The sequence below is a fragment of the Microbacterium gubbeenense DSM 15944 genome, assembly GCF_000422745.1.
Lineage (GTDB): Bacteria > Actinomycetota > Actinomycetes > Actinomycetales > Microbacteriaceae > Microbacterium > Microbacterium gubbeenense.
In genome coordinates, this window is the sequence record NZ_AUGQ01000007.1 from 21,497 (window position 1) to 37,724 (window position 16,228).

The following is a 16,228-nucleotide window of genomic DNA, read 5'->3' on the forward strand; positions in this document are numbered from 1 at the left end:
ATGACCGATATCGACTGGGATGCGCTACGCGAGGTCGCGATCAGCGCCATGCGCTCGGCGTACGCGCCGTACTCGAACTACCCGGTGGGCGCCGCGGCGCTGGTCGACGACGGGCGCACCGTCGCGGGGTGCAATACCGAGAACGCCTCCTACGGCGTCGGGCTGTGCGCCGAGTGCGGGCTGGTCTCGAACCTCGCGATGACGGGCGGCGGGTCCCTCGTCGCGTTCGTCTGTGTGAACGGTGAGGGCGAGACGATCATGCCGTGCGGTCGCTGTCGGCAGCTGCTGTACGAACACGCCCACCCGACCATGCTCCTCGAAACCGTCTCGGGGATCCGTACGATCGACGAGGTGCTTCCCGACGCATTCGGGCCGCGCGACCTCGAGAGGGTGAACTGATTCCATGGCAGAGCCGTTCGACGCCGTCGATGTGATCCGTACCAAGCGCGACGGGGGAGCAGTCCCCGAGCCCGCGCTGCGGTGGATGATCGACGCATACACGCGCGAATACGTGCAGGACGCGCAGATGTCGGCGTTCACGATGGCCGTCCTGCTGAACGGCATGACCCGCGAGGAGATCCGCGTCATGACCGACGCGATGATCTCAACGGGCGAGCGGATGAGCTTCGCGGGGCTCGGCAAACCGACCGCCGACAAGCATTCGACCGGCGGCGTGGGCGACAAGATCACGTTGCCGCTGGCACCGCTCGTTGCGTCGTTCGGCGTCGCCGTGCCGCAGCTGTCGGGGCGCGGGCTCGGCCACACGGGCGGCACGCTCGACAAGCTCGAGGCGATCCCCGGGTGGCGCGCACAGCTCACGAACGAGGAGATGTTCGCGCAGATGCAGGGCCCCGTGGGAGCCGTGATCTGCGCGGCCGGATCCGGTCTCGCGCCGGCGGACAAGCGGCTGTATGCGTTGCGCGACGTGACCGGCACGGTCGAGGCGATTCCGCTGATCGCCTCGAGCATCATGTCGAAGAAGATCGCGGAGGGCACCGAGTCGCTCGTGCTCGATGTGAAGTTCGGCACCGGCGCGTTCATGAAGGACTATGCGCAGGCGAAGGAGCTCGCCGAGACGATGGTCGCGCTCGGCACCGACTCCGGGGTGAAGACCACGGCGCTGATCACCGCGATGTCGACGCCGCTCGGGCTGACGGCCGGAAATGCCAACGAGGTGCGGGAATCCGTCGAGGTGCTCGCGGGCGGCGGACCCGCCGACGTCGTCGAGCTCACGGTCGCGCTCGCGCGGGAGATGCTCCAGATGTCGGGCATCGACGCGGATCCGGCCGAGGCTCTCAAGGACGGCCGCGCGATGGACACGTGGCGCGCGATGATCCGCGCGCAGGACGGGGATCCGGACGCGCCGCTGCCGGCGCCCCGCGAGACGCACGTCGTTGCGGCCGAGCGCGACGGCGTCATGACGCGCCTCGACGCGTTCGACGTCGGAATCGCCGCGTGGCGCCTCGGTGCGGGGCGCGCGCGGGCGGCGGATCCGGTGGTGCACGCGGCCGGAATCGATCTGCACGCGAAGCCGGGCGACGTGGTGCGCGCCGGAGATCCGCTGTTCACGCTCAACGCCGACGACGGCAGCCGGTTCGACCGCGCGCTCGAGGCCCTGGCGGGTTCGTTCGAGATCGGCGAGACTGCTCCCGAGGCCGCGCCGATCGTGCGCGAACGCATCACATCCGTTTGACCCGTCACACGCAGGAGAATCGCATGTCGCGTCCGCAGAACAAGCATCGCCCGGCCCGTCGAGAGGCGAGCGTCGAGGGCGTTCCGATCCGCAGCCTGCCGAAGATCTCGCTGCACGACCACCTCGACGGGGGCCTGCGGGCTTCCACGGTGTTCGAGCTCGCGGGAGCCGCCGGCATCCCACTGCCGGCCGAGAGCTCGCGAGAGCTCGGCGAGTGGTTCGCCGCGCAGTCGGCCTCGGGATCGCTCGTCGACTACCTGAAGAGCTTCGATCTGTCCGTCGCGGTGATGCAGACAGCGGAGAACCTGTCGCGCGTCGCGCGGGAGTTTGTCGAGGATCTCGCGAACGACGGCATCATCTACGCCGAAGTGCGGTGGGCGCCCGAACAGCACACGACGGGCGGCCTCGCGCTGGCCGACGCCGTCCAGGCCGTCCAGGAAGGCATCGAGGAGGGCGAGGACATCGCCGCCGACAACGGCCATTCGATCCGCGTCGGGCAGATCCTGTCCGCGATGCGTCAGGGATCCCGCTCGTCCGAGATCGCGCAGCTCGCGGTCGACTTCCGCGAGGACGGCGTAGTCGCGTTCGATCTCGCGGGGCCCGAGGACGGGTTCCCGCCGTCGGGGCATGTCGAGGCGCTCGACCTCCTCGCGCGGGAGTTCATGCCGGTGACGATCCACGCCGGCGAGGCCGCGGGAATCGACTCGATCCGTTCGGCGCTGCTCGACGGGCGCACGCTGCGCCTGGGGCACGGCGTGCGGATCGCGGAGGACCTCGAGGAGGTGCAGGCCGAGGGCGACGAGGTGCGGGTGCGCTTCGGTGACACCGCGCGCTGGGTGCGCGACCGCGAGATCGCGCTGGAGATGGCACCGACCTCGAACCTGCAGACGGGCGCGATCGCGCGGTGGGGAACGACGCTCGAGGACCACCCGTTCGACCTGCTCTACCAGCTCGGGTTCGCCGTCACGGTCAACACCGACAACCGCTTGATGAGCCGCACCACGCTCACGCGGGAGCTGGCCGTGCTCGTCGACACGTTCGAGTACGGCCTCGACGACCTCGAGACGTTCCAGCTGAACGCGGCCGCGGCGACGTTCCTCCCGATCGAACAGCGCGAAGAACTGATCGACCTGATCGCGGAGGGCTTCGAACAGGCCTGACGCCCGACAACTCTTCATTTCTGGCACTTTTCCGCGTGCAAATGCACGCAGAAAAGTGCCAGAAATGAAGAATTAGGGGGGAATAGTCTCCGAGCGATCGGAGTTGAGGTCGACGTGCGGGTTTCTCTTCTCGATCGGTCTCGGACCCGTCACGGGGACGTCGATGGGCAGGCGCTCCATGACTCCGTCGCTCGCGCGGTGCAGGCCGAAGAGGCCGGGTATCACCGGTTCTGGGTCGCCGAGCATCACGCCGTGCCCGGCATCGCGTCCGGATCGCCCGCGGTGCTGCTCGCGGCGATCGGGCAGGTGACCGAACGGATCCGCCTGGGCTCGGGCGGCGTCATGTTGCCGCAGCACCAACCGCTCGTCGTCGCCGAGCAGTTCCGCATGCTCGCATCCCTCACCCCCGACCGGATCGACCTCGGGGTCGGGAACTCGTTGGGGTTCACGCCGGCCGTGCGCCGCGCGCTCCGGCGCGAGCGGACCTCGCCTGCGATGTTCGAGCGGGAGATCCGGGAGCTCGTGGGCTTCCTCCGCGACGAGGAAGAGGTGACGGCGCGTCCGGCGACACCGCGGATCCCCGTGCACGTGCTCGCCACGCGATCGGGTGTCGATATCGCGGCGCGGCTCGGGCTGCCCGTCGTTGTCGGCGGGCCGCTCGTGCTCGACGACGCCCTGAACGACACGCTCGCGCGCTACCGCGACATCTTCTCTCCGCATGCCGCCGATGCCCGGCCGCACGTGATCCTCTCGGTCGACGCATTTGCGGCCGAGAACGAGCGGCGCGCGCGGGAGCTCGCCCTGCCCGAGGCCTGGGCGATGGCGATGTCGAGGCGCACGGGAGAGTTCCCGCCGCTCGAATCACCCGAGCGGATCCTCGCCCAGACCTGGTCGGACCGCGTGCGGGAGCGCGTCGATCAGCACCTTGAGAAGGTCATCACCGGCACGTCCGGCGCTGTCGCGGAGCGCCTGCACGAGCTCATCGACGACTCGGGCGCCGACGAGATCATGGCGTCGACGTCGACGTTCGATCGCGGAGCGCTCGGCGACCTCGATGCGGCGCTCGTGAGCGCGGTCGCCAAGGCGTAGCGCGGATCCGGCTACTGCAGCTCGTCGATGCTCAGCCCGCATACGCTGTAGAGCTCCTGCGCCGCGCGCTGGTGCTCGCCCGCGGCCTCCGCCGCGTCGCCCGGGTCGTCCATGTCGAGCAGCTCCTCGTAGGCGTCCGCGAGATCCTCGAGGGGCTCGCGCACCTGCTCGGTGGACATCTGGCGGGCGAGGTCGTCGAACAGCTGGCTGAGATCGGCGTTGGAGTTCATCGCGTCCGGAGCGGCGGCGAAGAGCACATCGCAGTCGGCCTGCACGTCGGCATCGACGGTTCCCTCGGACCCGTCGAACCCGTCGGATCCCTCGGGCATCTCGAAGTAGTCGTCGGGGTTCTCGGGCACGAGATCGCCGTACTCGTCGACCATCGTGTTCGCGAAGTTGAAGAAGCTCGCGGTGACGAACACGATGACCGAGCCGATGCCGGCCAGGCCGCCGATGATCGAGATGACGAGCGCCGCGATGCTCACGCCCTTCGCGGCCGCGCGGCGCACGAGAGCGACGATCGCGAGCACGAGGCCCGCGATGATGAACAGCCACCCGGCAAACGAGACGCCGCCGAGAACGGTGCCGATGCCGGGCGCGAACGACGCATACCCGAGGCTCACGACGATGAGGCCGATGATCGCGAAGACCAGAGCGAGCACCGGCATGAGGGAGCCGGGACGTTTGCGCTCAGGGGGCGCGGGCGGCGGCGGCGACTGCGGTCCTGCCTGCGCGGGGTAGCCGTGGGGCGCCGTCGGGGCGTTCGACGCCGGCGGGGTCTGCTCGGGGAAACCGTACGGAGGCTGCGGAGTGCTCATATCTTCCATTGTCCCGGTTCGGACCGCGTTCCGCGACGGCAGTCGGAGAACTCGGGGGAAAACCAGAAGACCCCGCGACCGGATCCGTGCGGGGATCTGGTCGCGGGGTGCCGGAGGTGCGGACTCCGGGGCTGGTGCCGCGCTACGCCGTGTGTCGCGCGACGACGTCGCGGACGGGGGCGTAGAGCGGGTGCGACGGGTCGAGGCCCGTCACCTCTGTCGTGAACGCGTCGGCACTCAGGGACGTGAGCTTCGCGCGCAGCTCGACGGCCTGCTCGTCGGCAGGATCCTCGAACGCGAGCGCCGCGTCGACCGCCGCGAGCAGCCCGGCGACGCCGAGCCCGCGCTCGGCGGCCTCGGCCGCGGGACCGATGAAGCGCTCGTGGCGCGACAGCTTGCGCAGCGGCTGGCGCCCGACGCGCGTCACCGTGTCGGGCAGGGCCGGGTTCTTGAAGCGCTCGATGATCGTCCTGCGGTACTCGGCGAGATCCTCGGCGGCGAAGCCGTGCTTCTGCTCGAGAACGGCGCTCGTCTCGGAGATCGCCGAGCCGACCTTCTGCTCGATGTCGGGATCGGACAGGGCGTCCGCGATCTTCTCGAAGCCCGCCAGCGCGCCGTGATAGGCCGTCGCCGCGTGCCCCGTGTTGACCGTGAACAGCTTGCGCTCGATGAACGGGCCGAGGTCGTCGACGAAGTGCGCTCCGGGGATCGACGGCAGGTCGCCGTCGAACGGGCCCTGCTCGATCGCCCACTCGAAGAACGGCTCGACCGTGACGTCGATGCCGGCGCCCTCGGGCTGCCCCGGGACGATGCGGTCGACGGCCGTGTTCGCGAACACGGCGCGGGACGACAGGTCGGGCCACTCGTCACCCGCGAGGGACTCGACATGCTCGCGCAGCTGATCCGTCGCGCCGATCGCGTTCTCGCACGCCATGACCTGCAGCGGGCGCGCGCTCGCCACGCGTGCGCGCAGCCCGGCCACGAGCACCGGCGCGATGAACTTCAGCACGGTCGGCCCGACGGCGCACGTGACGACGTCGGCCGAGGCGACCTCGGCAGCCACCGCGTCCGGGGCCTCGGAGCTGTTCAGCGCCGAGAAGCCCGTGACGGTGACGTCGCGTCCGCCGTCGCCGACCTCGTGCACCGTGTACGAGTCGGCGGCGTTGATCGCGTCGACGAGGGATCCGGCGACGTCCGAGAAGACGATCTCGTAGCCGCCCTCGTGCAGCAGCGCGCCGACGAACCCGCGCCCGATGTTCCCGGCACCGAAGTGCACGGCCTTCTTCGTCACGAGAGCCCACCCTTCAGCAGCGTGTAGAGCTCCTCCTCGGTCTCGGCGGCCTTGAGGCGCGCGACCGTGTCGTCGTCGCCGAACTGGATCGCGACCGACTGCAGGATCTCGAGGTGCGCGTCGCCCTTGCCAGCGATGCCGACGACGAACGTCGCCGTGTCGCCGTCGCCCCAGTCGACGCCGCCGTCGTAGCGGATCACGGCGAGCGCGGATCCGAGCACGGCGTCCTTGGCCGCGTCGGTTCCGTGGGGGATCGCGAGACCGTTGCCCATGAACGTCGAGACGGTCTGCTCCCGATCCTTCATCGCCTGGAAGTAGTCGCCCGTGACGGCGCCGGCGGCCTCGAGGATGCCCGAGGCCTCCTGAAGCGCCTCGTCGCGGGTGACGGATCCGGAGTGGATCTTCACGTACTCGGGCTTCAGGACCTCCGCGGCGCCGGCCGGCTCCGCGTCAGCAACCGGTGCGGCAGCCGGGGCGGCCTCTGCGGGGGCCTCCTCAGACTCGCCGTTCTGCTGCTTCAGCAGCATCTCGACGACCTCGTCGTACTCGGGCGCGTTCATGAACCCGCCGACCGACACGTGCATCGCGCTCGGCTCGTTCTGCTTCGCGCGGTCGGTGAGCTGCGACTGCGTGATCACGAGGTCGGCAGTGCCGTCGAGGTTGGCGATCGACTTGTTGGTGACCGTGACGCCCGTGATGCCGGCATCCTTGACCTTCTTGCGCAGGACGCCCGCGCCCATGGCCGACGAACCCATGCCCGCGTCGCACGCGAAGATGACCTTCTCGATCGTCTTCGTCGCGGTGACGCTCGCGCCCGCGGCCATTCCGGAGAGGAAGTCGGACTTCTTGCCCTTGTTCTTCTCGGTCTGAGCGACGGCCGCGCCGAACCGGTCGCCCGCGGCGAGGTCGCGCTTGCGGCTCGCGCGCAGGATGACGGAGGCAATGGCGAACGTCACGGCGGCCGAGATGACCACGGCAAGGATGATGCCGAGGTAGTCGCTGCCGGGGGTCTGGATCATCACGGCGATGATCGATCCGGGCGCGGCCGGGGCGCGCAGGCCCGTGTCGAAGAGCGCGTTGGTCGCGACCCCCGACATGCCGCCCGCGATGACGGCGATCAGCAGCGACGGCTTCATCAGCACGTAGGGGAAGTACACCTCGTGGATGCCGCCGAAGAACTGGATGATCGCGGCGCCCGGGGCCGAGCCCTTCGCCGCGCCGACGCCGAAGAACGTGAACGCGAGCAGCAGACCAAGGCCGACGCCGGGGTTCGCCTCGAGCAGGAACAGGATCGACTTGCCCTGGTCGGTGGCCTCGATCGTGCCGAGCGGGGTGAGCACGCCGTGGTTGATGGCGTTGTTGAGGAAGAACACCTTCGCGGGCTCGATCAGGATGCTCGTGAGCGGCAGCAGGTCGCGACTCACAAGGAACTCGACGGCCGACGAGAGGACACCGGTGATCCAGTTGACGACCGGCGCGAGAATGTAGAACGAGAAGATCGCGGCGAGGAATCCGAGGATTCCGGCCGAGAACATGTTGACCAGCATCTCGAAGCCGGCCTTGACCTTGCCCTCCCACAGGGCGTCGAGCTTCTTCATGATCCACGCGCCGAGCGGGCCCATGACCATGGCGCCGAGGAACATGTGGATCTGGCCGAGGCCGCCCTCGCCGTCGGCGTTCTGCGCGGCGATCAGGAGGTCGCTGCCCGCGATCGCTCCCATCGTCGCGATCATGCCGACGACGCCGCCGCGCTTGTCGTAGATCATGAATCCGCCCGTGTAGGCGATGACCAGCGGCAGCAGGTAGTGGATCATCGGGTCGACGATCGTCGACAGGTCGGCGTTCGGCGTCCAGCCCTTCTCGATGAAGAAGGCGGTGAACAGGCCCCAGGCGACGAGCGCCGGGATGTTGGGCATGATCATGCCCGACATGAACGAGCCGATCTTCTGGACAGCGACCCGGAAACCGCCCGGGGCCTTCGTTGCTGTGTCGGTAGACATCGTGATTCCTTGGGTGAGAGGGACGTTACGCGGCAGCGCGCGCAGCCGACTTCGCGCCGTCAGCATTGCCGGTGTCGAGGGCGGCCTGCGCAATGCGCTGGGCGTCTTGGAGGGTGTGCTTAAGGAGTTCGGCGCGCACATCAGCGAGCGCCGAGGGCGACATCGACAGGGTGGTCACGCCGAGGCCCACGAGAACGACGGCGAGCAGCGGATCCGCGGCGGCCTCGCCGCACACGCCCACGGGCTTGTCGTTGACCTGGCCACCATCGGCGACGGCCTTGATCAGGCGCAGCGCCGCGGGGTGCCACGGGCTCTGCAGGTGGGCGACGGATCCGAGCAGGCGGTCCGCTGCCATCGTGTACTGCACGAGGTCGTTGGTGCCGATCGACGCGAAATCGGCGACCTTGAGGATCTGGTCCGCGAGCAGCGCGGCCGAGGGAACCTCGACCATGACTCCCGTGGTCTTCAGCCCGAGCTCGGTGGCCAGGTTCATGAAGTACTCGGTCTCGTCGATCGTCGCGATCATCGGGGCCATGACCCACAGGTCGGCGTCGGTCTCGGCGTCGGCCTGAGCCAGAGCGGTCAGCTGATCGCGCAGGATGTCCTCGTGGAACGAGAGCGCGCGGATCCCGCGGCGCCCGAGGGCCGGGTTCTCCTCGCCCTCGTCGGTGAGGAACGGCAGCGGCTTGTCGGCGCCCGCGTCGAGCACGCGCACGACGACCTTCTTGCCGGCGAATGCCGCCAGAAGATCGACGTAGCTCTTCTTCTGGCTCTCGACGGACGGCGCCTCGTCGTTCGAGAGGAAGAGGAACTCGGTGCGGAACAGGCCCACGCCCTCCGCTCCCAGCTCGACCGCCTCGGCGGCGCCATCGGGATCCCCGAGGTTCGCGAGCAGCGGCACGAGCGTGCCGTCCGATAGCGCTCCCGGGGTGATCGGGGCGGCCTGCGCCGCGGCGCGGGCGTCCGCGCGCGCGGTGGCCTCGGAGATCTGCTCCTCGGACGGATCGATGATCACGACGTCGTTCTCGGCGTCGACGATCACGATCTGGTCGTCCTCGAGGCCCGTCGCGCCCGTTCCCACGACCGCGACGATGCCCTTCTCGCGGGCGAGGATCGCGGTGTGCGAGGTCGGGCCCCCCTCGGTCGTCACGACGGCGAGCACCTGGTCGAGGTCGAGCAGCGCCGTATCGGCGGGGGCGAGGTCGTTCGCGACGAGCACGAACGGGTGCCCGGGCTCGGGCACGCCCGGAGCCGAGACTCCGCGCAGGTGTGCGATGACGCGCTGGGCGACATCGGCGAGGTCCGCGGCGCGCTCGCCGAGGTATCCGCCGAGCTCCTGGAGCTGCTCCGCGAACTCGGCGAACGCCGTGTGGACGGCGTACTCGCCCGTGGCGCCCGCGTCGATCTTGTCGTGGACCGACTCCTCGAGCGTCGGGTCCTCGGCCATCATGGCCTGAGCCTCGAGCACGTCCTGGGCCGAGCCGCCCGCGCGCTCGCCGCGCGCATTGAGCTCGGCGGCTGTGGCCGAGACCGCCTCGGCGACGGCCTGCTTCTCCTCGTCGGGCGTGCGCTTCGAGGGCGCGTCGCTCGGCGGCTCGAGGCCGGCCGCCATCGTGGCGACGGGACCGTGGGCGATGCCCTGCCCGATTCCGGTTCCGCTGATCTCGGCCACGTCGATCACGCGTCCTGGTCGGTCTCGAGCATGGTGGCGAGCTGGTCGAGCACGCCTTCCGCGCCGTCGCCCTCGACGGTGAGGGTGACGACGTCGCCCGTGTTCGCGCCGAGCGAGATGACGCCGAGGATGCTCGCGGCGTTGACGGCCTTGCCGTCGACCTTCGCGATCGTGACATCGAGGCCCGAGTCCTTCGCGGCGGCGCTGAACAGCTTCGCCGGGCGGGCGTGCAGGCCGTGCGAACCGGCAATGGTGACTGTGCGAGTAGCCATGGTGTGTTCCTTTCGAAGGGCGGGTCCGTGGTGGATCCGCGGGGCGAGGTCGCGCACGACCTCGAGGGCCAGCGAGCCCTCGCGATCTCGCGCGATATCGGCGGGGAGTACTGCGAGGGGCACGCCCTGTGCGCGCGCATGCGCGTGCACATCGGCGAAGGCATCGCCCACGTGGGAGGCCACGAGAACCGCATCGGCGGATCCGAGCTGCCCGGCGAACGACGACAGTGAGGAGGGGACGGCTTCGACGTCGGTGCCGGCCGCTTCCGCGGCACGGCGAAGCCGCGTCGCGACGAATGTGCTCGAAGCGCCGGCGCCACAGATCACGATGATCTTCATCGATTCACGTCTCCTTCTCACCATCATCCTGTTCCTGTCCGGGCGCGAAGGCAATGGAGACCTGTTTCCGCACCCTGCGGAAAACTGCCGCCGAAGGGTGATTGACTTGGCGGGTGACCCGGAAACGACAGGCGCGGATGCTCGGCATCCTGTTGCGTCGATCCGACTGGGTGACGGCCGGCTACATCGCCGACCACCTCGGTGTCACCTCGCGCAGCGTGCGCAGTTACGTCACGGCGATCAATCGGCTGGCGCCTCACGGCGACGCGATCGAGTCGGGTCCGCTCGGATATCGCGCCGCCTCGGGAGCCGCCGAGGTCGAGCTCGACGAGGACCGACCGACGCGCGGCACGCCGCGAGAGCGGGCGCTCACCCTCGTCCGGCAGCTGCTCGAGACCGACGAGGGCGTCGACGTATTCGTGGCGGCTCTCGAACTGCACGTGTCGCCCGGCACGATCGAGGCCGATCTCCGGCGGATCCGTGCGGCGCTCGACGGCACCGAACTCGGCTTCCGGCGCGAGGCGGCCGTCGTATCGATCGAGGGATCCGAGCTCGCGCGGCGCCGCTTCATCGGCCTCCTCGTGCACGAGCAGGCCGACGAGGGCGGGCGCGACGTGATCGCGTCGCACCGTGCGGCTGAGCGCCTGGGCCTCGACGCGGGGGAGTTCACGCAGACCGGTCGCGACCTGCTCGACGCACTGTCGGGCCTCGGGTACGCCGTCAACGAGCTCGCGGCGGCCGATGTCGTGCTGCACGTGGCGATCGCGTGCGACCGCTCGGCGCACGGGCATCCGCTGCCGGATTCCGGCATCGCGGCGCGCGAGCTCGCGCCGGTCGCCGAGGTGATCCGCGGAATCGCCCGCAATCGATTCGGCGCGGAGCTCGGCGAGTCCGACCTCGCGCACCTCGCCTCGCTCGTCATGCTCTCGATCGTCGACTCCGGATCGTCAGGGTCCGGGATCCGCGCGGATCCGGCGGTCGAGCGCGCGGTCGCGTCCGCCGTCGCGCGGGTCGCCGACGCGTACGACGTCGAGCTGGCGCAGGAGGGGCTCGTCGGCCGGCTCGCCCTGCATGTGGAGAACCTCGTGCGGCGGGTGCAGGAGCAGCTGTTCTCGCGCAACCCGATGACGCGCTCGCTCAAGGCGGCCTCGCCGCTCGTGTTCGAGATGGCGGTGCAGGTCGCGAGCGACCTGTCGCGCGACCTTGGGGTCACCATTCCTGACGACGAGATCACCGACATCGCGATGCACCTCGGCGCCTCGCTCGAGATCGATCGCGAGTCGCGCGCGGTCGTGACGGTCGCCCTCGTGTGCCCCGGCATCGACGAGATGCGGCGCCAGCTCGAGAAGGGCATCGTCGCGGAGCTCGGCGGCGAAGTCGAGATCATCGAGCGCTCCACCCGGTACGACCCCGACTGGGCGGGGTTTGGCGCCGACCTCGTGCTGACGACGATCGACCCGCCGGCGCACGGGGCATCGGAGAAAGTGGTGCGGATCCCGCCGTTCCTCTCCGAGCGCGACGTGTCCCGCATCGCGGACGCCGCGCATCGCGTGCGCCGGCAGCGCCGCCTCGTGCGGCTGCGCGAGGAGATCGAGAAGTGGTTCGTGCCCGACGCGTTCGTGCGCGATGCGCCCGAGTCATCGCCCGAGTCGATCATCCGCACGCTCGGCGACTCGCTCATCGACGCCGGAATCATCGACGACGGCTACGTGGCGAGCGCGCTCGAGCGCGAGGCCCTGAGCTCGACCGCGTTCACGGAATCTCTCGCCGTGCCGCACGCCATGACGATGTCAGCGAACCGCACCGCGATCGCCGTGGCGGTCTCGGAGCACGGCATCGTCTGGGGCGAGGATCGCGTGCACGTCGTGGCTCTCGTGGCGTTCAGCGAATCGGATCGCCCGGCGTTCCAGACCGTGTTCGAGCAGTTCGTCGATGTGTTCGCGGATCCGTCGAACGCGCGCCGAATCACCCGCCGCGCGACCGACCTCGCGACCTTCCTGACGGAGCTCGCGGCCCTGATCGACGAAACGTAGCGACTCGAACTCAACCTTCCTGTCGCTGCTCTAGAACGCCGAAATTAGCGCAGCAGCGGGAATGTTGAGGCATGTCCGTAATTGTCTTGTTGTGCAAGTCTTGCTACACAAGATAATGTCGATGGCATGGATGAGATCCGCGAACGCATCGCCACGAACCTTCGCAAGGGGGTGCTCGAAGGCTGTGTGCTCGCGCTTCTCGCGGACCGCGATATGTACGGGCTCGAGCTCGCCGACCAGCTCGTCGCGCGCGACCTCACGGCGAGTGAAGGCAGCCTCTATCCGCTGCTCGCACGCATGCAGCAGGCCGGCTCCGTGCGGAGCCGACGCGAAGTGCGGGACGGATCTCGACCGCGGAAGTACTACGAAATCACCGACGACGGCCGGGCGATGCTCTCAGCCTTCGCCGAAGTGTGGGGTCCGATCTCGCAGCACGTGAACAACACACTGGAGGAGAAAGCATGAACGCCACGCAGGAACGCCGCGCCGAGCGGTACCTCGCGCAGCTCGATCGTGAGCTCGGAATCCTGCCCGCCGTGCAGCGAGCCGAGATCATCGATGACGTCGAGTCCCACATCCTCGATTCCCTCGAGCGCGGGCGCGACATCGATCAGATTCTCGCGGGGCTGGGCACGCCACGCGAAGCTGCGAAGAACTACGCGGATGAGCTCGACGTGCAGCCGGCAACCGACCCGGAGCATCGCGCCGAGCGCTGGCTCTCGATCGCGACGGTCGGCGTCGGTGTGATTGTTTCGGCCCTGATGCTGTTCATCGAGCCTGAACTCGCGTCGGGGCTCGGACTCGGCGGAGCTGTGCTCGCGGTCGCGCTTCCCGTCCTGCTCGGAGCGACGCCGCTCATCGTGCCGCGGCCGTGGGGATCCATCGGGCCTGTGCTCGCTGCGATCGCCGCAACAGCAATCGTAATCGCCGGATTCTTCCTCTGGGGGAACCTCGTCATGTTCACCCCGCTGATGTTCATGCTGTGGGCCGCGGCCGTCGTTCCCTCGGCGACCCGCTCGCGAGGCACCGGCGCGCGACTCGCCCTGCGGATCATCGGCGGCGTCGCGGTCGCACTGCCCGGGATTGTGTCGGTGTGCGCAGTTGCCACCGGCACCGTCGAGCCCACCGTCTACGTCGTGCTGCTCGGGACTGCGATCGTCGCGGTGGGCGCGCTGTTCGCGTGCGGTGTGCGGATCGCCTACGTGATCGTCACTGCGTCGGGAGCAGCGACACTGGTCGCGAGCATGTTCGACCCCGGTCTGCTGTTCCTGGGCTTCTGGAGCGCGGGCGGCATGTGGTTCGCGCTCGGCATCGGTGCACTAGCGGGCACCCGAGGCCTGAACCGTCCCGCAGCTGCTCTCACACGCCGGAAGCGGTCAGGTTGACGACGCGGGTCAGACGATGAGCTCGCGGACCGAACGCTCCAGCGCCGAGAGCCGCTGCTCGGCGTCGGGCGCCGATGTCGCCCTGACATCGAGATAGGCCTTCAGCTTCGGCTCGGTGCCGCTCGGGCGGAAGATGACGCGGGATCCGCCGTCGAGCAGGAACCGCAGGATGTCGCCGCCCGGCTGTCCCGGGGCGGGGCGCAGCAGGTCGTCGAAGCGGGCGACCGCGACGTCGCCGAACGCGGCGGGGGGATCCGCCCGCAGCCGCGCCATCGTGGATCCGATGATCGACAGATCCTCGACGCGGATCGAGACCTGCGCGCTCGCGAAGTGGCCGATCTCGTCGGCGAGCTCGGCGAGCAGATCGGCCAGCGTCCGCCCCTCCGCGCGCGCGTCGGCGGCAAGGCCGAGCACGGCGACCATCGCCGAGATGCCGTCCTTGTCGCGCACGGTCTCGGGGTTCACGAGGTAGCCGAGCGCCTCCTCGAAGCCGTACACGAGGTCGGGCGCGCGCGAGATCCACTTGAAGCCCGTGAGCGTCTCGTGCCAGTCGAGGCCGTGGAGCCGGGCGATCTCGCCAAGGCCCGGCGACGAGACGAGCGAGCAGGCGAGGGATCCGGATCCGCCCGCCGCACGCGCGGCACGGGCGCCGAGCAGCAGGCCGATCTCGTTGCCGGTGAGGCGGCGCCAGCCGTCCGGCCCGGGAACGGCCACCGCGACCCGGTCGGCGTCGGGATCGTTCGCGACGATGAACTCGGCGCCCGCGGCCTGGGCGGCCTGGAACGCGAGATCCATCGCGCCCGGCTCCTCGGGGTTCGGGAACGCGACGGTCGGGAACGCCGGATCCGGGGAGATCTGTTCGGCGACGACGTCGGGCTGCGGGTATCCCGCGTGCTCGACGACGGCGCTCGCCGTCTCCCACCCCACGCCGTGCATGGCCGTGTAGACCCAGCGCATGCTCTCGGCAGAACTTGGGGCCGGCGCGACGGCGGCGGTCGCCGAGATGTACGCGTCGACGACGTCGTCGCCCGCGATCTCGTACGACGACGAGCGCGGCAGATCGGCGATCGATCCCTCGGCGACGGCGTCGATGAATCCGGCGATCTCGGCGTCGGCGGGCGAGACGATCTGGGCCCCGCCGTCGGCGCCGCCGAGGTAGACCTTGTAGCCGTTGTCGTTCGGCGGGTTGTGGCTCGCCGTGACCATGACACCGGCGTCGGCGCCCAGGTAGCGCACCGCGAAGGCGAGAACCGGCGTCGGCAGCAGGCGGGGGAGGAGGATCGCCCTCAGCCCGGCGCCCGCGAACAGCTCGGCCGAGTCGCGCGCGAACACATCGGAGTTCTTGCGGCCGTCGTAGCCGATCACGACGACCGGCCTCGCCGACGACGCGAGCAGGTAGTTGCCGAACCCCGCGGCCGCCTGCGCAACGAGCACACGGTTCATCCGCATCGATCCCGCGCCCAGCTCGCCGCGCAGGCCCGCGGTGCCGAACTGCAGGCGCCCCGCGAAGCGCGAGGCGAGGTCGGTCTGTGCCGCCGCGTCGTTCTGCTCAGCGGCCGCGACGAGCGCGCTGAGCTCCGCGCGCGTCTCGGGATCGGGATCCTGCGCGAGCCAGTCGTGCCACGCCGCCATCAGAGGCGTCCGATCACGTCGGCGAGCAGCTGGGAGATGCGGGATTCGGCGGCGCGGCCCGACTCGATGACCTCCTCGTGGCTGAGTGGCGTCGGCGAGATGCCGGCCGCGAGGTTCGTGATCAGCGAGAAGCCGAGCACCTCCATGCCGGCCTGGCGGGCGGCGATGGCCTCGAGCGCCGTCGACATGCCGACGATGTCGCCGCCGATGGCCCCGACCATGCGCACCTCGGCGGGCGTCTCGTACTGCGGCCCGCGCAGCTGCGTGTACACGCCCTCGTCGAGCGACGGATCGACCTCGCGCGCGATCGCCCGCAGCCGCGCGGCGTACAGGTCGGTCATGTCGATGAACGTCGCGCCCTCGAGCGGGGTGTCGGCGGTGAGGTTCAGTTGGTCGCTGATGAGCACGGGCTGCCCTGGGGTCCAGCCGCGTTTCAGCCCGCCCGCCCCGTTCGTCAGCACCATGGTCGTCGCGCCCGTTGCGGCGGCGGTGCGCACGCTGTGCACGACCCGGCGCACGCCGTGGCCCTCGTAGTAGTGGGTGCGCGCGCCGATCACGAGCACGTGGCGCCCGTCGGGGGTCGCCACGCTGCGCAGCGTGCCGACGTGGCCGTCGAGCGCCGGCTTCGAGAAACCGGTGACCTCGGTCGCGGGGATCGTGGCGACCGTCTCGCCGATGAGATCGGCTGCCTGCCCCCACCCGCTGCCGAGGGTGACGGCGATGTCGTGGTGTGCGATTCCGGTCAGCCGCGCGATATCGGCGGCGGCGGTGCGGGCGACCTCGAACGGGTCGGCGGCGAGGTCGAGGGGGTGCGACGGATCAGTCATGCAGACACGATATCCGC

The 16,228-nt window shown here is 69.8% G+C and carries 15 protein-coding genes and 1 pseudogene; 8 read left to right on the forward strand and 8 right to left on the reverse strand.

The window, feature by feature from the left end; all coding sequences use genetic code 11:
- The 4 genes from G510_RS0106085 to G510_RS0106100 all read left to right on the forward strand — a co-directional run bounded on the left by G510_RS0106085 (position 1) and on the right by G510_RS0106100 (position 3,942).
- The gene (locus tag G510_RS0106085) at positions 1 to 399 is read left to right on the forward strand and encodes a cytidine deaminase (RefSeq protein WP_029152915.1); all 399 of its coding nucleotides are present in this window, start codon (positions 1 to 3) and stop codon (positions 397 to 399) included.
- 4 nt (positions 400 to 403) lie between these two features.
- Positions 404 to 1,693 carry a thymidine phosphorylase gene (locus G510_RS0106090; RefSeq protein WP_029152916.1) on the forward strand — a complete coding sequence of 430 codons (1,290 nt, stop codon included), beginning with the start codon at positions 404 to 406 and terminating at the stop codon, positions 1,691 to 1,693.
- Between the two features lie 23 nt (positions 1,694 to 1,716).
- Positions 1,717 to 2,853 carry an adenosine deaminase gene (locus G510_RS0106095; RefSeq protein ID WP_029152917.1) on the forward strand — a complete coding sequence of 379 codons (1,137 nt, stop codon included), beginning with the start codon at positions 1,717 to 1,719 and terminating at the stop codon, positions 2,851 to 2,853.
- A gap of 114 nt (positions 2,854 to 2,967) precedes the next feature.
- Complete coding sequence (locus G510_RS0106100; RefSeq protein ID WP_029152918.1) at positions 2,968 to 3,942, forward strand: MsnO8 family LLM class oxidoreductase; 975 nt, start codon at positions 2,968 to 2,970, stop codon at positions 3,940 to 3,942.
- A gap of 11 nt (positions 3,943 to 3,953) precedes the next feature.
- On the opposite strand, the gene G510_RS0106105 is transcribed toward G510_RS0106100, so the two are convergent.
- The 5 genes from G510_RS0106105 to G510_RS18795 all read right to left on the reverse strand — a co-directional run bounded on the left by G510_RS0106105 (position 3,954) and on the right by G510_RS18795 (position 9,995).
- Positions 3,954 to 4,760 (reverse strand): DUF308 domain-containing protein, encoded by an 807-nt coding sequence (locus G510_RS0106105; protein WP_029152919.1) that lies wholly within the window; start codon positions 4,758 to 4,760, stop codon positions 3,954 to 3,956.
- Between the two features lie 142 nt (positions 4,761 to 4,902).
- The gene (locus tag G510_RS0106110; RefSeq protein WP_029152920.1) at positions 4,903 to 6,051 is read right to left on the reverse strand and encodes a mannitol-1-phosphate 5-dehydrogenase; all 1,149 of its coding nucleotides are present in this window, start codon (positions 6,049 to 6,051) and stop codon (positions 4,903 to 4,905) included.
- A complete protein-coding gene (locus tag G510_RS0106115; protein ID WP_029152921.1) occupies positions 6,048 to 8,051 on the reverse strand; it encodes a PTS mannitol transporter subunit IICBA in 2,004 nt (667 codons plus the stop codon). Before G510_RS0106115 ends, G510_RS0106110 begins: the two co-directional genes overlap by 4 nt.
- A gap of 25 nt (positions 8,052 to 8,076) precedes the next feature.
- Positions 8,077 to 9,723 (reverse strand): phosphoenolpyruvate--protein phosphotransferase, encoded by a 1,647-nt coding sequence (gene ptsP / locus G510_RS0106120; RefSeq protein WP_029152922.1) that lies wholly within the window; start codon positions 9,721 to 9,723, stop codon positions 8,077 to 8,079.
- A gap of 5 nt (positions 9,724 to 9,728) precedes the next feature.
- Positions 9,729 to 9,995 carry an HPr family phosphocarrier protein gene (locus tag G510_RS18795; protein ID WP_029152923.1) on the reverse strand — a complete coding sequence of 89 codons (267 nt, stop codon included), beginning with the start codon at positions 9,993 to 9,995 and terminating at the stop codon, positions 9,729 to 9,731.
- A gap of 3 nt (positions 9,996 to 9,998) precedes the next feature.
- Between G510_RS18795 and G510_RS18800 the strand changes: the two genes are divergently transcribed.
- Positions 9,999 to 10,226: a hypothetical protein gene (locus G510_RS18800; protein ID WP_169562570.1), complete on the forward strand. Its 228-nt coding sequence runs from the start codon at positions 9,999 to 10,001 to the stop codon at positions 10,224 to 10,226.
- Here the strand turns inward: G510_RS18800 and G510_RS19065 are convergent.
- Positions 10,206 to 10,361 (reverse strand): annotated as a pseudogene (locus G510_RS19065) (hypothetical protein); the annotation flags it as partial. The gene G510_RS18800 and the pseudogene G510_RS19065 sit on opposite strands and share 21 nt — an antisense overlap.
- A gap of 86 nt (positions 10,362 to 10,447) precedes the next feature.
- On the opposite strand from G510_RS19065, the gene G510_RS0106130 reads away from it, so the two are divergent.
- From G510_RS0106130 to G510_RS0106140, 3 genes are all read left to right on the forward strand, one after another.
- Positions 10,448 to 12,367: a BglG family transcription antiterminator gene (locus tag G510_RS0106130; RefSeq protein ID WP_029152924.1), complete on the forward strand. Its 1,920-nt coding sequence runs from the start codon at positions 10,448 to 10,450 to the stop codon at positions 12,365 to 12,367.
- Positions 12,368 to 12,493: 126 nt separating this feature from the next.
- Entirely contained in the window at positions 12,494 to 12,832 is a 339-nt protein-coding gene (locus G510_RS15580) for a PadR family transcriptional regulator (protein WP_036322192.1), read from the forward strand.
- Positions 12,829 to 13,752 carry a DUF1700 domain-containing protein gene (locus G510_RS0106140; RefSeq protein ID WP_029152925.1) on the forward strand — a complete coding sequence of 308 codons (924 nt, stop codon included), beginning with the start codon at positions 12,829 to 12,831 and terminating at the stop codon, positions 13,750 to 13,752. The genes G510_RS15580 and G510_RS0106140 overlap by 4 nt, the downstream gene beginning before the upstream one ends.
- Positions 13,753 to 13,761: 9 nt before the next feature.
- Here G510_RS0106140 and G510_RS0106145 read toward each other — a convergent pair whose 3' ends face one another.
- Positions 13,762 to 15,384, reverse strand: coding sequence for a phospho-sugar mutase (locus G510_RS0106145; RefSeq protein WP_036322194.1), 1,623 nt, complete (start codon positions 15,382 to 15,384; stop codon positions 13,762 to 13,764).
- Positions 15,384 to 16,211, reverse strand: coding sequence for a purine-nucleoside phosphorylase (locus tag G510_RS0106150; protein WP_029152926.1), 828 nt, complete (start codon positions 16,209 to 16,211; stop codon positions 15,384 to 15,386). The genes G510_RS0106145 and G510_RS0106150 overlap by 1 nt, the downstream gene beginning before the upstream one ends.
- Positions 16,212 to 16,228: the final 17 nt, after the last annotated feature.